This window comes from Arthrobacter sp. NPDC055138, from assembly GCF_053607305.1.
Window position 1 is genome coordinate 348,504 of record NZ_JBSGTH010000001.1, and the last position, 14,604, is coordinate 363,107.

Consider the following 14,604-nt stretch of genomic DNA (forward strand, 5'->3'; position numbering starts at 1 on the left):
GGGCGCGCCGCAGACAGGGAAGTGGCCACGGCAGGCCGCGAAATTGCCCTACACCTCGCAGGCTCATGCAAGATCACCATGTACACTCAAATTCACAATGTTCACAAAGGTTCACTGACAAGGTGCATATGGAAGCGCTTCCTAACCCGTTCAGGCCTACCGCGGGAGCAGAACCGCCGCAACTGGTCGGCAGGGCGGGCCTGCTGGACGAGTTCGTGTATGGGCTGCGGATCCGGTCCGGTGCCCCGGGCCTATTGACTATCTTTACCGGGGCCCGCGGTGTGGGCAAGACTGTGATGCTGGGCGAGGCAGAGGACGCCGCTCGCGCGGCCGGTTGGGCGGTGATTTCCGAGACGGCCACGCGCGGGTTTCTTGGGCGGATCGGCGAGGTGATGCGCCAGCTCACCGAAGAGCTTGGGCCCGGCCCGGCGGGCCGCAGGATCACGGGGATCGGGCTCGGCGGGTTCTCAGTTCAGACCGAACTTCCTCCCGAGCAGCAGACCGGCTGGCGTCAGCTGGGGGAGCAGTTGCTGAGACTGTTGGACGCTCAGCGAACCGGGCTGGCGATCACTCTGGACGAGATTCACGGGGCCAATCGGGACGAGCTGGCGCAGCTGGCCGCTTCTGTGCAGCATTTCATCCGTGCCGGATTGCCAGTGGCGCTGGTCTTCGCGGGTCTGCCGGCAGCGGTCTCTGACCTGCTGGACGAGGGCGTGGCCACCTTTCTGCGGCGTGCTGACCGGATTGACCTGCACGCGGCGGCGGTGGAGGAGGTCGAGGCATCGTATCGGGACGTCTTTGCCTCCTTGGCACACCCGATAGAGCCAGAACTCCTGCACGGCGCGGCTGTAGCCACCGGCGGCTATCCGTTCCTGATTCAGCTGGTCGGCTATCACCTGTGGCAGATTGCCGAGTCCACCGGGCGGCCGCTAGGGGACCAGGAGGTCCGTCTGGCCGTGGCGGCCGCGCGCCGGCGTAACACCCGGATGGTCATCGAGGCGGCTCTGGCCTCGGCGTCACCCAAGGACCGGGAGTTCCTTTACGCGATGGCGGAGGACGACGGCCCCTCCAGGACCGCCGACATCGGACAACGGCTCGGGGACGCCCGCAACACGGTCGGCAACTACCGCGCAAGATTGATTGACGCCGGCCTGATCGAAGCAGCCGGACACGGCCTCGTGAAATTCGCCATCCCCGGCCTGCGCGAACACCTTCAATCATGACCTGACGGATTGCTGCACGAATTTTTCTTACACCTCTGGGCAGCCTGGAGCGGCTTGGAATAATGCGGAACTTCCGATGAAATTCCGTTTCCCTATCGGCAATTCCAAGCCTGATTCCTCGTCGGTTTACTGCGTAAGGGCGCGAGAGGCTGGACGTTTCCCAAATGCGGTGACAGCGTGGGACCAGTGGCTCCTCATGCGAACGGCCCGCCAGTCCCAACTGGCGGGATGTGGCCCACTGAGATATGACAGCGGCGGCCCTCTTGAACGGGGAGGGCCGCCGCTTCCTAGCGTGGTAGACCAGGCTCAGGGCTTGAAGCGACAAGGGCTACCCGCCGTTGCCTCAGGCAATTACTTGTCATAAGGTAGCTTATCGGCGTTTAAAGAACGGGAGTGGAAGTAGCTACGAGACCAGCCTTGGCGGCTGCCGTCAATGTGAGACCTCGGTGGCCCGTACTATGCCGCTGCCGTTGGTGCGGATCCCGCATCGGCTAATTCGGCGATTCCTTCAAGCATCGCTTTAGTCAGATCCTCCTGCAGGTCTGCGTATTTTTGTTGTCCTGCAACGTTGTTGAGCTCCTCGCGGTCTGTTTGGTGATCATAGAGTTCGGTGATGTCCGTGCCGAAGTATCTGGTGAAGCGTCCGTCTTTCGTAAGGATTGAACGGGTGCGGACGGGGCCGGGCAGGCCCGGCAGGCCGAAGGGCTGGTCTTCCTCGATGATCAGGGAGTCACGGACCGAGTCCTGGGAACGTTCGAGCAGCGGCACCAGCGACCGTCCCTGGATTCCGCGGTAGGCCCTTGCCCCGGTCAGTTCGAGCAGAGTTGGTGCCAAGTCAGCCGTGGAAACCAAGGCGTGGGATGCGCCGGGTCTGATTCCAGGGGATTTAATGGTCAGCGGTACGTTGGTGACAGCGCGGTAGTGGCTGAAGTGCTTGAGCATGAGTCCGTGGTCCCCGAACAGGTCACCGTGGTCGCTGGTGAAGACGACAATGGTGTTCTCCGCCAGCCCCTGGACTTCCAAGGCTGTCAGTATCCGGCCGATTTGCTCGTCCATCAGCGTGATCAGGCCGTACTGCGCCGCCGCGGCCTGCCGGTATTGGACCTCGTTCGCGGCGAACGTCATCGTCGGATCTTCGTTGGGCTCGCCGCGGCGTTGGAACATCTCCCGGATATGCGGCGGCGACTTCGCGTGGTCCTGGTAGAAGCCGATCGGCAGTTCCACCTGGTCCGGCGAGTACATGTCCGCGTACCCCTGCGGGGGTGAGAACGGGTGGTGTGGATCCGGAAACGAAACAAACATGAAAAAGGGATCATCCGCCTGCGCGAATTCCGCCAAGTGTTCGACCGCTTTCTCCCCCACATAGCTGCTGGGATGCACTTCTGCCGGGATGGCTGTCTCATACACCTGGTCCCACCCGGGCAAGCGCCGTTCTGAGTTCTCTACTCCGCCGACGGCCAGCGGATCGATGCCCCGCTCGCGTGCCCAATGTATATAGTGCCCGCCGGGCCGGTCGCCATGCCCAACCACGAGATCCACCTGCCGGTAGCCATAGTAGTCGTCGGGCAATGGGATGAATCCTTGGTCGTGGGCTGCACGGTTCTCCCACTGGTCCCAGCCGTCTGGGCGTTGGACGGAACGCGCGTCCGCGGCAGTCGGGTCAAGGAGCAGCGGATCCGTCTTCTCGATTTCGGCGCGTTGCACCGGTTCAAAGTCCCAGCCCATGTTCTGGTGGTGCAGCTTACCCACAGCCGTCGTCAGGTAGCCGCCACAGGACAGCTGCCGAACCATATTGTTGGCGTCCGGATCCAGCGGTATGCCGTTGAACCGGGTGCCGTGCGCCGATGGCCACCGGCCGGTCAGCAGGCTTGCCCGGTTGGGCATGCAGGTGGGATTGGTAACCGTGGCTTCGGTGAAGATCATGCTCTCCGCGGCAAGCCGGTCCAGGTTGGGCGTGCGAACCGTGGAGTTACCGGCGAAACCCAGATGATCGGCCCGAAGTTGGTCGGCAATCAGAACGAGTACGTTCGGGCGGACCGATGGTGCGGCGGTCATACCGGCTTCCGGATCATCGATAGGACTTTGGTCCGCTGCTCGGCGAACTCATTGAGGGCACGCGAGCTGATCTGGTCCCGCGGTGAGGGCAGATTGATGTCGACGACGTCGAGGACCCGCGCGGGCTTCGCGCCGAGCACCACGACACGGTCCGAGAGATAGACAGCCTCGTCGATGTCGTGGGTGACCACCAGAATGGTCATACCGAAGTCGTCACGGATTTTCAGGCACAGGTCTTCGAGTTCGAACCGGGTCTGGGCGTCAACGGAGGCGAACGGCTCATCCATGATGAGGATCTCCGGTCGGTAGGCCAATGCCCGCGCAATTGCCACGCGCTGCTGCATGCCACCGGACAGTTGCCAAGGGTACTGGGCCGCGGCTTGAGTCAGGCCAACAGCTTCCAGCGCCGTATCAATCCGCTGATTCAGTTCGACCGCGGGGAGACGCAGGTGGCGCAGCGGCAGCCGGACGTTCTTGCGCACCGTCAGCCAAGGCATCAGCGACCGGTTGTAGTCCTGGAAAACCAGTGCCATCTCCGCAGGCGGACCATCAATGGGCCGGCCGTCGATGGCCGCAGCCCCGGAGCTGACAGGATGCAGCCCGGCAAGGCACTTCAGGAGGGTGGTCTTGCCAACACCGGACGGCCCGACGATGCAGACGATCTCGCCGGTCTCCACTGTGAAGGTGAGGTCTTCGATGACGGTCTTGGCGCGCGGGCCAGAGCCGTAGGTCTTGGATAGGCCGGCCACGTCCAGCCGGGGCGGAACCGGGCCCAGCTGCTGGTCTTTCATCGTTATGTCTGTCATGTCTGTTTCGTCCCGGTGGTCGATTGGGCCGGCGTGGGCGCGGCGTGAACGGTGAGTGGTCTTGGTTGGCCTTGCGTGGGCGGTGGACATCAGTTACTCCTAGCGAGGCGACGGGAGCCGATGTACCAGGCGAGCACCCGCCGTCGGCCCAGTTCGAAGACCATGTTGGTAAGGAAGCCGATCACTCCGAGCAGCAGGATCCCGGCCCACATGTCCGAGATCATGAAGCTTTGCTGTGCCAGCAGCGTCATGGCACCGATGCCTTGGGAGGAACCGAGCATTTCGCTGGCAATCATCACCACGAACGCTGTCTGCAGACTGACCTGAAGTCCGGAAGCGATCTGCGGGCTGGCAGCCGGAAAATATACTTGGGTGATTCTCTCCGGGAGGCTGAGCCGGTAGACGGAGCTGACGTCCTTCAGCGTCGAATCCACACTCCGCAGCCCGTCCATGGTGGCGATCAAGGTGGGAAACACCGCGGCCAGCGCGATGCTGTAAACCCTCATTTCCACGCCGAAGCCGAGGAGCGAGATCAGGATCGGGATCAGTGCGACCGGCGGGATGCTGCGGAACAGATGGATGACCGGGTCCACGAAGCCACGTAGCCGCGGCATGAAGGTCAGGAGGAATCCGAGCACGACGCCGGCGATGGCCGCCACCGCGAATCCGATGAGCAGATTTGCCAGGCTGGGAAGCACATCCGAGGCGAAGTGGTCGAAAACCCACAGCTGCTGGAATCGCACCAGGATGGTGGACAGCGGCGGGAAGAACGTGTTGGTGGAGCCCGCCGAGAGGAGAAACCAGAGCCCGAGCAACAGCACGGGCGTACCGATACCGAGGCCGATATAGAACTGCTTCCTCATGCTCATACCGAGACCTCCCGATAGGATTCATGCCAGTGCAGCAAGCGCCGCTCAATGGCCCGGGAACCGCCGATGAAGCACAGACCGAGGAACCCGAGGACAAGCACCAGCCCGTACAGGGATGGATAGTTGCCGGCGGCCTGGGCTTGGAAGATGCTTCTGCCCAGGCCAGGGCCGCCGCCTAGAAGGCCGGCCACAACCGCAACGACGAGGGAAATCGGTGCCGCAATCCGCATCGCGGTCCCGATGAACGGGAGTGCGCTGGGCAGAACGATGCGGAACAGGATCTCCGCTTGCCCCATCCCAAACGACCGCGCGGTGTCCCGGGCCACGGGATCAGTGTCGTCGACACCCGAAATGGTCTGCATCAGGATCGGCACAAGGCAGCCGATGATGACCAGCACCCATGCCATGGTCGGCGTCGGACCGAAGATCAGCACAACGAGCGGCAGGACCACGATCGGCGGAATCGGCTTGAGAAACTCCACCACGGCCAACGTGGCATAGCGTGCCGAGGGGAAGCTGCCGATGAGAACGCCGAGGAGGACCCCACCGGCGGCAGACGCCGTCAATCCCAGCAGCGCCACCCCGACTGTCTGCAGCGTACTAGTCCAGAATTCCTGACCGGAGGCGTCGGACACCAACGTCTGCAGGGTGCTGCTGAGGCTGGGGAGGGCGGTGCCGGCCATTGGGCCGACCGCCACCGCCTCCCACAGCACCCCGGCCGCGAGGAGACCCATGGTCCCCGCCAGCAATGGGTGTAGCTTCATCCGTGACTCCTTGGTTGCGCGGTTTCTCTGTTACTTGGTGAAGAGGACCTGATCCAGGTTCACTTCTTCGGTCAGGAACCCGAGTTCGACCAGAGCCTTGTTGACGCGTTCGACGTCGGCGGCCCGCACCTCGGTGGGCCAGTAGGTGTCGGTACCGCTCTGGATGTCCTCCAGCGGCTGCTTGGTCACTTCGGCCGCCTTGGCCTGCACCTCGTCCGTGTTCTCGTTCGCGTAGGCATTGGCCTTATTGATCGCGGTCTGGAATTTGGCCAGCGCTTCGTGCTTGCCGTCAACCGTCGACTGCCCCGCAACCCATACGCCGACAGCGCCTTCGCGGAAGAATTCGATCCCCGGCGACGCCAGGAGGACCCCGCCGGCTTCCTGGGCGCTGCCAATGAACGGGGCGACCAGTGCAGCCGCATCAACGCGGCCCTGTTTCAGCGACTGCACGGCTGAAGCGAAGTCCAGCACCATCCAGTTGACCTTGGCGGGGTCCCCGCCGTCGTCCTTGATGAGTTTGCTGACGGTCACTTCCAGCTGTGCTTTCCGGGCCGGGATGGCCACCGATTTGCCTTCCAGATCCTTCGGGCTGGCGATGCCGGCGTCCTTGGCCACCACCAGACCGGTGTCGTCCACGGTGGTGAGGTCATCACCGTTGATTGCCCCGTCTTCATAGCCGTCGGCTGCTGCGACGATGCTCAACGGCACACCTTGGCTCATGGCGTTGAGCAGCGGGATGGTCGGTGTGTAGGCCAGATCGATCTGGCCGCTTTGAGCCGCCGCGATGCCAGCCGGCGGGTTCGCAACCGTGGACACCTCGATCTCCAGCCCCTCGTCCTTGAAGAAGCCCTTGTCGATGCCGAGCATCAGCCCGGCATCCGAAGTGAGTCCGATCGTGGAGACCTTCAGGGTTGTTGTGCCAGCGGCATCGGAACCGGTATCAGACGCTGCCGTGCTGCAGGCGGACAGCCCCAGTGCCAGGACGCCTGCCAACGCGATAGGGAGTTTGCTTCGCATCGTTTCTCCTTTGGTAGATCAGTAGATAGTGCTGTGGATATTTAGAAAAACCCGGTTGCCGGCACCGCTGCCGGTTCGTGGACAACCTGACCGGCGCTGACGGTCCACATGACGTGGCGCTCCATCAACTCGTCGGGCTCGTCGTCATTCGGCCACGCGCCATCCAGGATGCACAGGTCTGCGGCCATGCCAGGTCGCACGCTGCCCTTCATGTGCTCGGCGTGGTCCTGCCAGGCCGGCAGCGACGTCATGCCGGCCAAGGCCTGACGCAAACCGACTCCCTCACCGTCGTGAACCGGACCAGGATGGTCCACGGTGGCACGGGTGATCGCCGCGAGCATCGTCCGGCGCCAGTCGGTCGTAGTCACCGGGGAGTCCGACGCGAGATTGAATTTAACGCCTTCCCGGGCAGCGGACGCCAGCGGCTGGTGCCGCCGAAACCGCTCCTGCCCGAGGATGCCCTCAAGCATGGCTCCGCCGCCGAAGCGGATCATCGGATTCGTGCTGTAGCCGATGCCGTTCGCCGCGAAGGCCGGCAGCGAGGCGTTGGAGGCGAACGAGCCGTGAATGATGTAGTGCCGGTTGGTGCCGGCACCCCCTTGCTGGGCACGGATAACCGCCGTGACGGCTGCTGCTGTTGCAGCATCCCCGGTAGCGTGGATGCCCGCCTGCAGCTCAGCTGATTCGATCAGTCGGATGATCTCGTCCAGCTCGGCTACGCGTTCAGCATCGTTGGCGCCCGCGACTACGAGAGAACCGTGCTTACAGCTGTGTCCGTAGGGTTCGCTCATCCAGGCGGTGCCGCTGCGCGGCGTGCCGTCAGCAAACACTTTTACCCCGGCAATCCGCAACCGGGCAGGGTCGATGCCCTTGTCCCGGAAGGTCTGCTGAAGCCCGGATTCCAGTCCGGCACGCACCGCGGCGGCACTGACACCGCCGGTGCCGGCGAAAAGCAGCAGGGTGTTGATCCTCAGGCTCAACGTGCCGTCCAGGGCGAGATCCGCCAGTACATCCAAGGCGGCAGTAGTGCCGGAGCCATCGAGCAGTCCTCCCGCTCCGGGGCCAAGTCCCGGCTCGGTCAGTGAGGTTATGCCTTGTGCGTGCAGGAAGCGCTGGAACTGCAAAGCTGCGCTGCGCATCGTTCCAACGGGCAAATCGGGAAGTACCCGGGTCATCAGTTCCGTGGCGCCATCGACGAGTTTGCCGGTGGGTGTCCCGTCGTCGTGACGTTCGAGGATTCCACCCGCGGGCGCGGGAGTTGATGCCGTGATGCCGGCCCGCTGCAGGGCAGTGCGGTTCGCCAGCAGCTGGTGCCCGGTTTTGTCGAAGGCCACCACGGGGATGCCCGGGCGGCAACTTTGAATGGCAGCCGAGCCGCCTGGCCCCAAATGCAGTTCGTCCCAGCCGTGTGCCCTGATCCAGCCATCCGCGCCTGCGGGACAGTCTTCGATCAACTTGGTCACGGCAGCCCAACTGTCGGCCGCTTGACTGTCGACGTTCAGGTGTCCGAACCGGACCATGGCGGAGGAAAAGAAATGCAGGTGCGCATCGTTGATCCCTGGCAGAACCGCCCCGCCATCGGCATCAATGACCCGCGTTCCTGCGTCCACTGCCTCCAAGACGTCCATTCCCCCGACCCTCTGTATCCGGCCGCCGCTGACCGCGATATTGAATCTGGCACCCGTCTGGGCATACGGAAGGGAGCCGTTGACGACCATCAGGTCGGCTTTCCCTGCAGCTTCTGGACTGCTGCCCACAGCGGCTCCTCATGTGATCGGGGTTACTACTTCGAGAAAGTATGTCGCATGACTTGGTCACTTGACCACCTTTTTGGGAAAAGTCGTTCTAGACTTGACTGGAATCCCGCGGCAGCTCACGGCTGGCCAGCTGAAATATGTCGCCTCCGCGGCCGCTAGGATCGAACTATTGAGCCGGAGGTGAATGCATTGGCCCGAGTCCCCACAGCCGAACGTCGGCTCCAGTTTGTCCGTTCTGCAGCGCGAGTGATCGCCCAGGACGGGCTCAGTGCGGCCACGACCCGCCGCATCGCCGCGGAAGCAGACGCCCCGCTCGCCTCGCTGCACTACTGCTTCCGCAGTAAGGACGAGTTATTGGAAGAGGTCTACTACTACCTCAGCCGTGACTATGCCCAGGCGCTGCCTCCTGTCCCCGCTTCCGACGCAGGCTTGAAGTCCGTGGTTCTCGCCCATGCCCGCCGGGTATGGGAACGCATGCTAGCCGAACCCCATGAGCAGGTCACGACGTTTGAGCTTCTGCTGCGCCGGTTTCGGGTCAACCCCGACGAAGAGCCGGCTGCACTGGCCCGCAACAGGTCCATGTACGAGGGCTGGATCAGGTCCACTTGCCATTTGTTCGAAACGGCAGCCCGCAATGCGGGTGAACCTCTCCCGTCAAACCTCAAGCTTGCAGCCCGACTGTTCATCTCCGGCATCGATGGCATCAGCATGCAGCACTTGGCCGACCCTGACATGGATCGTTCTGCGGCGTTAGTGGAAATGCTCGCCGCTAGCGTGGCCGGGTCCTTTGTTTACGCCGGGGAGCCAGGGAAACGTAGCTAGGCCGGGGTTTTCCTGCCCGCTGCGCTTGCCGAACCGCGCTGCTTCAGGCAGCGGTGCGAAATCCGCAGTTGCTGCTGGCGGACTCAGGACTGTTGGAGCTGCGCGCCGCAACGCGATAGCGGTTGCAGTAGGAGTCGTGGCAAAGGAACGAACCACCACGCATCACCCGGCCACGGCCAATCGTGGGGCCCTGCGGGTTCTCTTTCGAGGCCTTTAGATAATACTTCGGCAGGAACCAGTCGCTACACCACTCCCACACATTCCCGCTGACCTCATACAAGCCAAATCCGTTCGGCTCAAAACTGCGAACCGGAGCGGTGCCCAAATACCCGTCCTCGAGCGTGTTCGCCGCCGGAAACTCGCCCTGCCAGATATTGCACAGGTGCTCTCCCGAAGGACCGTAAAGCTCATCGCCCCACGGGTAACGTTTACCGTCGAGTCCCCCTCGGGCGGCATACTCCCATTCGGCCTCCGTGGGCAACCGCCGCCCGGCCCACCGGCAGTACGCTTCGGCGTCGTTCCACGACACCTGTACCACCGGGTGGTCCGCGATCTCCTGCCAGTCCGAAAGGGGCCCGTGAGGGTGCGCCCAGTCGGCACCGCGAACATTCAGCCACCAAGGTGTCCCCGATACCTGCCCCAGAATGTCCTGTGCCTCGGCCCGCACTTGCAAGTGGAACACCGCGGAGGATCCGTAGTTTTCGGATTCCGTCCGATAGCCGGTCGCTTCAACAAATCCCGCGAACTGCGCGTTGGTGACGGCCGTGCTGTCCAGTCGGAAACCGTCGACAACAACTGCGTGGACCGGTCTCTCACCATCCGGCACATAGCCCTCCCCGTGGTGATCGCCCATGCTGAACCGCCCTCCGGGAATGCTGACTTCCCAGGTCACCGCTGGCTCCTGCACTCCGAGTCCAAGGCGCACCGGGCCAGGGGCCGGAGCAGCGGCAGGACGAGACGCCGCATCCGGTTGCTCGTGCCCTGGTGTACGCGTAGGCATACCGCAACAATCCATCGCAACCTCCTTGTCCCTTACAGCTCGAGGGAGTACAGACTCTGCACAATATTTTCATCAAAGATGAAAAGCCCGCAAAGTATTTGAACCCGCGCGATTGACTGACGCGCGACGGTGTCGCTGGCCCACCGCGCCCGCAAGCCAGTCGGCCGGCTTATGCGGGGGCTGAATCCTATGAGGAGCTACCCATCGCTCTCCCCCACCGTTTCGGGCGGGCGCGCTTAGCCTCGATCCACCGATCAGCAGTTGCGGTCGCGGCCAAATCGGTGCGGGTGATTTCAGCCGGTTGAGGGCGTGGTGGAGTTGCCGGCCTCGCTGCCGGGAGAGTTCCACTGGGTTTCGTGTCGGTCGGACGGTGTGATGGCCGCTCAGGCCGGTGCTGCCGCTGGTGGCTTCAGGACGGCTGCGAAAAGGTTCGTGAAGGCGGTTTCCCAGGGCCAGTCTTTGGGCAGGTGAAGCAGCATCTTCCGGGCGCTGGAAGCTGTTCTGGCGGGGATGTTGATCAGTTTCCGGCGGATGCTGCCGGTTCTGGCTTTCGCCAGCCCGTTTCCGGCCACGGCGGCGGCTGCCCGGGTGAGGTTGAAGGCCATCACGGCCAGTACCAGCCAGGCAGCATTCGCGCTGAAAACGCCCGAGGGCAGGTGCGCCAGTGCGCTGTCCTTCAGGTCTGCGTTGACCTGCTCGATTACCGCATGGGCGCGGTGGGTCTTGTCAGCGGCAACCGTATCCATCGAATCGGCACCTGCGGTGGTGAAGAAGGCGTGGAACCGGTGGGTATCGAACAAGGTGCCCTGCCCGTCACCGGCCTGTCTGTTCAGTTCCGGGATCCGTCGGACGATCAGGCGGCCGGGGACGCGTTCGGCGATCTTCCGTGAGCTGAACGCGGTGAACGGTATTTCCGCGACCTCGGCCTTGGAGATCCAGGCTCCGGCGCTCTCGTCATAGACGGCGTCGGTGTATTCGATCGGTGTCCACGCATCCTTGCCGATCCCGGTAATGCGCGTTTGACCGCAGGGTCCATGCGCACGGTCACCGAGACATCGGCGCCGGCTTTCATCGCCGCGGCGACCGTGGCACGACCGTAGAATGCCGAGTCGGCACGCAGCAGCACTTTGGCGCCGGGGCCGGTCTTCGTCACAGTGGCCAGGGCCTCGGTGACCAGTTTCCCGGCCCCGCGGGCTGAGTTTGCCGCTCCTTTGGGCAGCCGCTGCGCTGCGATTACAGGCGCCGAGCCGGTGGTGCTGACGGTGGCCAGCAGCGCGTTCAGTCCGCGCACGCCGGAGTAGCCGTAGCCGGAGCCCTGCTTGGCGTAGCCATGGACTTCAATGATCGTGTCGTCGACGTCCACGAAGGTGTAGCCGCCGTTCGTTTCCGGAAGCACCGGGGCCCGGGAGGCCAGCCCGGCCAGGAAACGGGAAGCGACCGCGTCGAGCTGGCGGACATGGCCGAACGTGAACGCGCGCAGGAACGACCCCAGAGTCGAGGGCGCGTACCGGGCCTTGAACAGTTTGCCCGTCCCGCCGTGACGCAGCAGGCCCATGTCATCGATCGAGTCGGCGCCGGCGGTCATGCCGGCGATCAGCGAGGCGACTTTCAGGCCGGCGTTCGCGCCTTTGTCAGTTGGCACGCTCAGCCATTCGTCGGCCAGTTCCTGCAGTCCGGCTTCCCGGGCCAAAGCCATGACCGGGACCAGTCCGGCGGTCGACACGAGGTTGGCATCGTCGAAGGAAACTGACATCGAGCCGGGGGTATGGGAAAGTTGCATCTACGGGATGCCCTCTCTTGAGGTCGGAATTTTGACTGTGGTAAGCCAAGTTTCCTTCAAAAGACGGGCATCTCCCGTTTAAAACGCCGATCTCACCCCGAATCGGATCGGTGGATCAAGGCTTAGGCCACATCGGTGCCGACAATCACTTCGCCGGTGGCGGTGGAATCCTCGTTCAGCATCCATCCCGTGCGCTTGTGCGTACGGACCCCGATATCGGACTCGATGACCTGTACTCCCGGCGCCGCCTGCTGGAGCCCGGCTTCCACGTCGGCGATGGCACCGGGGGTGCGCAGCCAGAGATAAAATGTCAGGTTGGCGTCTCCGGTGGTGGCGGCGCACAGCCGCAGTGTGCGGTGGGACTGCAGGTAGCTGACCGCGGCCTCCAACTGCGCAGGCGGAACGCGCACGTACCACTGGCACCCGAGGGGGTAGCCCGAGTAATCCTGGGCGAGTTCGCAGCGCAACGCCACCAGGCCCGTTTCGAGGGCCTGGCGCAGGTGCCGGGCCACCGTCGTCGGATGCGTACCCGTTTCGGACGCGATCTCGGTTGCTGTAGCCCGCCCGTCGCGGGCCAACACGGACATCAGTTGTGGCAGCGTAGGAGGCGTAGCTCCGGGCGGACGGACCACGCCCGGATGCAAGGCAGCAATGCGCCGCTGCTGCTCGGGGGACAGGACATCCAGCCTCCAGTTGTTCCCGGCCGCGTAAAGTCTGGTTGCCAGCGTCACTTGGCTGCGCAGAATGTCAGGATCAGTGCGCACCATGGGCAGCACGTGCCCTGCTACCTGCTCCCAACTGCGCGTTAGGACGGTCAGCCGCAGATCCCACGCCCGGGCCGCTTCCTCGATGGTTCCGATCTCCGGGACGGCACATAGGCGTTCCAGTACCTTGCTCCGGTGCCCGGGGCGGCAATCGAGCCCGATGAAGGTGACGCATGTCTGGCCTTCGGCGGTTCCGATATGGCCGGTGACCCAGGCCCGGCCGTCCGAGCGCAGCCGTTCCCATCGGGCGGCGAGGGTCGCGGGATGCCGGCCCAGCACGGATCCGAGCTGGGCCCAGGTGGCACGGGGAGAGAGCTGGAGGGCATGAACCAGTTCAAGCTCCTCTGCAGGAAGTTCCATGCAGGATCCTTCGGTTTGGAGAGGGGACAATGCAATTTTCCCACGTTGTGAGGTCAGGTGAGCCGGACCACGTCACACTCGAGGGATCTGTTTTCCAGCGAAAGGGGCCGCTTTGGCTTTGCCCGCATCCTCCGCCGATCTGACCGTCGCCTTGCGCGAAGACGCGGCGGCCTTGGCCGGCGATATCGCCGACCTCCGCCACCGCCTGCACCGCGAGCCGGAGATCGGCCTGGAGCTTCCGCGCACCCAGGAGAAGGTTCTCACCGCCCTCGACGGTCTGGGCTATGAGATCTTCACGGGCACGGACACCACGTCCGTCACGGCAGTGCTGCGAGGATCGGCGGGAACGCCGGCCGGCGGAGCGGAGCGCCCGGTAGTGCTGCTGCGCGGCGACATGGACGCCCTTCCGGTACAGGAGAAGACGGGCCTTGAGTACGCCTCAGAGATTCCCGGCGCCATGCACGGGTGCGGCCATGACCTGCACACCGCGATGCTAGTGGGCGCGGCGAACCTGCTCGCGTCCCGGCAGGACCAGCTGGGCGGCGATGTCGTCCTGATGTTCCAGCCCGGCGAAGAGGGCTTCGACGGAGCCGGTGTCATGATCCGCGAAGGCGTCCTAGAAGCCGCCGGAAGCCGCCCGGATGCCGCCTACGCACTGCACGTCATGAGCGCCCTCGGCGAGAGCGGTGCCGTCCTCTCCCGTCCGGGCCCAGTGATGAGCTCTTCTGACGGACTCGTCGTCACCGTACATGGTGCCGGCGGGCACGGCTCTGCGCCGTTCGCTGCCAAGGACCCGGTCCCGGTCACTGCCGAAATGATCATGGCGCTGCAATCCATGATCACCCGCCAGTTCGATGTGTTCGACCCGGTCGTGCTTTCCGTCGGCATGCTGCATGCGGGCACCAAGCGCAATGTCATCCCCGACACGGCCCGCTTCGAAGCGACCATCCGTTCCTTCTCCGCGCAGGCCAAAACGCGGCTGAAAGCCTCGATTCCGCGACTGCTGGGAGCCATCGCCGACGGCCACGGGCTGGAGGTCACGGTCGAGTACATCGAGGAGTATCCGCTGACCTTCAATGACGGCGCCGAGTCCGCGTTCGCGCGGCGCGCCGTCGAAGAGCTGTTCGGCCCGGAGCGCTACCGGGAGCTGGCCAATCCGCTGGCCGGCTCGGAGGATTTCTCCCGTGTCCTGGCCGAGGTGCCGGGCGCGTTCCTGTTCCTCTCCGCCGTGCCTGCAGGCACCGACTATGCCAAGGCCGCCTACAACCATTCGCCGTTCGCAGTGTTCGACGACGCCGTGCTGGCCGACGGCAGTGCACTTTACGCACGCCTGGCGCTCGAACGCCTCGCGTCCGCCTGACCCCTGACTTCCCTTCCCCTGCCCAGG

At 64.1% G+C, this 14,604-nt stretch carries 11 protein-coding genes and 1 pseudogene; 3 read left to right on the forward strand and 9 right to left on the reverse strand.

Annotation, left to right across the window (positions count from 1 at the left end):
* The first annotated feature begins 128 nt into the window (after nucleotides 1-128).
* Nucleotides 129-1,223, forward strand: coding sequence for an ATP-binding protein (locus ACWF5H_RS01680; protein ID WP_452034418.1), 1,095 nt, complete (start codon nucleotides 129-131; stop codon nucleotides 1,221-1,223).
* A gap of 456 nt (nucleotides 1,224-1,679) precedes the next feature.
* On the opposite strand, the gene ACWF5H_RS01685 is transcribed toward ACWF5H_RS01680, so the two are convergent.
* The 6 genes from ACWF5H_RS01685 to ACWF5H_RS01710 form a co-directional block, all read right to left on the reverse strand.
* A complete protein-coding gene (locus ACWF5H_RS01685; RefSeq protein ID WP_452034420.1) occupies nucleotides 1,680-3,278 on the reverse strand; it encodes a sulfatase family protein in 1,599 nt (532 codons plus the stop codon).
* Nucleotides 3,275-4,084 (reverse strand): ABC transporter ATP-binding protein, encoded by an 810-nt coding sequence (locus tag ACWF5H_RS01690; protein WP_452034422.1) that lies wholly within the window; start codon nucleotides 4,082-4,084, stop codon nucleotides 3,275-3,277. Before ACWF5H_RS01690 ends, ACWF5H_RS01685 begins: the two co-directional genes overlap by 4 nt.
* 89 nt (nucleotides 4,085-4,173) lie before the next feature.
* On the reverse strand, nucleotides 4,174-4,953 hold the full coding sequence (locus ACWF5H_RS01695) for an ABC transporter permease (protein WP_136787816.1): 780 nt from the start codon (nucleotides 4,951-4,953) through the stop codon (nucleotides 4,174-4,176).
* Nucleotides 4,950-5,717 carry an ABC transporter permease gene (locus ACWF5H_RS01700; RefSeq protein WP_452034424.1) on the reverse strand — a complete coding sequence of 256 codons (768 nt, stop codon included), beginning with the start codon at nucleotides 5,715-5,717 and terminating at the stop codon, nucleotides 4,950-4,952. Before ACWF5H_RS01700 ends, ACWF5H_RS01695 begins: the two co-directional genes overlap by 4 nt.
* 30 nt (nucleotides 5,718-5,747) lie before the next feature.
* Nucleotides 5,748-6,734, reverse strand: a complete 987-nt coding sequence (locus ACWF5H_RS01705) for an ABC transporter substrate-binding protein (RefSeq protein WP_452034425.1) — start codon at nucleotides 6,732-6,734, stop codon at nucleotides 5,748-5,750.
* Nucleotides 6,735-6,775: 41 nt separating this feature from the next.
* Nucleotides 6,776-8,362, reverse strand: a complete 1,587-nt coding sequence (locus ACWF5H_RS01710; RefSeq protein ID WP_452034426.1) for an amidohydrolase — start codon at nucleotides 8,360-8,362, stop codon at nucleotides 6,776-6,778.
* A gap of 309 nt (nucleotides 8,363-8,671) precedes the next feature.
* On the opposite strand from ACWF5H_RS01710, the gene ACWF5H_RS01715 reads away from it, so the two are divergent.
* Nucleotides 8,672-9,313 (forward strand): TetR/AcrR family transcriptional regulator, encoded by a 642-nt coding sequence (locus ACWF5H_RS01715; RefSeq protein ID WP_452034427.1) that lies wholly within the window; start codon nucleotides 8,672-8,674, stop codon nucleotides 9,311-9,313.
* A gap of 43 nt (nucleotides 9,314-9,356) precedes the next feature.
* On the opposite strand, the gene ACWF5H_RS01720 is transcribed toward ACWF5H_RS01715, so the two are convergent.
* The 3 genes and pseudogenes from ACWF5H_RS01720 to ACWF5H_RS01730 all read right to left on the reverse strand — a co-directional run bounded on the left by ACWF5H_RS01720 (nucleotide 9,357) and on the right by ACWF5H_RS01730 (nucleotide 13,217).
* Nucleotides 9,357-10,313, reverse strand: a complete 957-nt coding sequence (locus ACWF5H_RS01720) for a formylglycine-generating enzyme family protein (protein ID WP_452034428.1) — start codon at nucleotides 10,311-10,313, stop codon at nucleotides 9,357-9,359.
* A 383-nt stretch (nucleotides 10,314-10,696) separates the two neighbouring features.
* Nucleotides 10,697-12,093 (reverse strand): annotated as a pseudogene (locus tag ACWF5H_RS01725) (IS1380 family transposase).
* A 122-nt stretch (nucleotides 12,094-12,215) separates the two neighbouring features.
* A complete protein-coding gene (locus tag ACWF5H_RS01730) occupies nucleotides 12,216-13,217 on the reverse strand; it encodes an Lrp/AsnC family transcriptional regulator (protein ID WP_452034430.1) in 1,002 nt (333 codons plus the stop codon).
* Between the two features lie 118 nt (nucleotides 13,218-13,335).
* Here ACWF5H_RS01730 and ACWF5H_RS01735 point away from each other — a divergent pair, with 118 nt between their 5' ends.
* Nucleotides 13,336-14,577, forward strand: coding sequence for a M20 metallopeptidase family protein (locus tag ACWF5H_RS01735; RefSeq protein WP_452035315.1), 1,242 nt, complete (start codon nucleotides 13,336-13,338; stop codon nucleotides 14,575-14,577).
* Nucleotides 14,578-14,604: the final 27 nt, after the last annotated feature.

What these genes read in the sequence shown, in the direction of transcription:
- ACWF5H_RS01700 (WP_452034424.1), bottom strand. Translation starts at nt 5,717, where the DNA reads ATGAAGCTACACCCATTGCTGGCGGGGACCATGGGTCTCCTCGCGGCC.
- ACWF5H_RS01705 (WP_452034425.1), bottom strand. Translation starts at nt 6,734, where the DNA reads ATGCGAAGCAAACTCCCTATCGCGTTGGCAGGCGTCCTGGCACTGGGG.
- ACWF5H_RS01730 (WP_452034430.1), bottom strand. Translation starts at nt 13,217, where the DNA reads ATGGAACTTCCTGCAGAGGAGCTTGAACTGGTTCATGCCCTCCAGCTC.
- ACWF5H_RS01685 (WP_452034420.1), bottom strand. Translation starts at nt 3,278, where the DNA reads ATGACCGCCGCACCATCGGTCCGCCCGAACGTACTCGTTCTGATTGCC.
- ACWF5H_RS01690 (WP_452034422.1), bottom strand. Translation starts at nt 4,084, where the DNA reads ATGACAGACATAACGATGAAAGACCAGCAGCTGGGCCCGGTTCCGCCC.
- ACWF5H_RS01720 (WP_452034428.1), bottom strand. Translation starts at nt 10,313, where the DNA reads ATGCCTACGCGTACACCAGGGCACGAGCAACCGGATGCGGCGTCTCGT.
- ACWF5H_RS01680 (WP_452034418.1), top strand. Translation starts at nt 129, where the DNA reads ATGGAAGCGCTTCCTAACCCGTTCAGGCCTACCGCGGGAGCAGAACCG.
- ACWF5H_RS01710 (WP_452034426.1), bottom strand. Translation starts at nt 8,362, where the DNA reads ATGGACGTCTTGGAGGCAGTGGACGCAGGAACGCGGGTCATTGATGCC.
- ACWF5H_RS01695 (WP_136787816.1), bottom strand. Translation starts at nt 4,953, where the DNA reads ATGAGCATGAGGAAGCAGTTCTATATCGGCCTCGGTATCGGTACGCCC.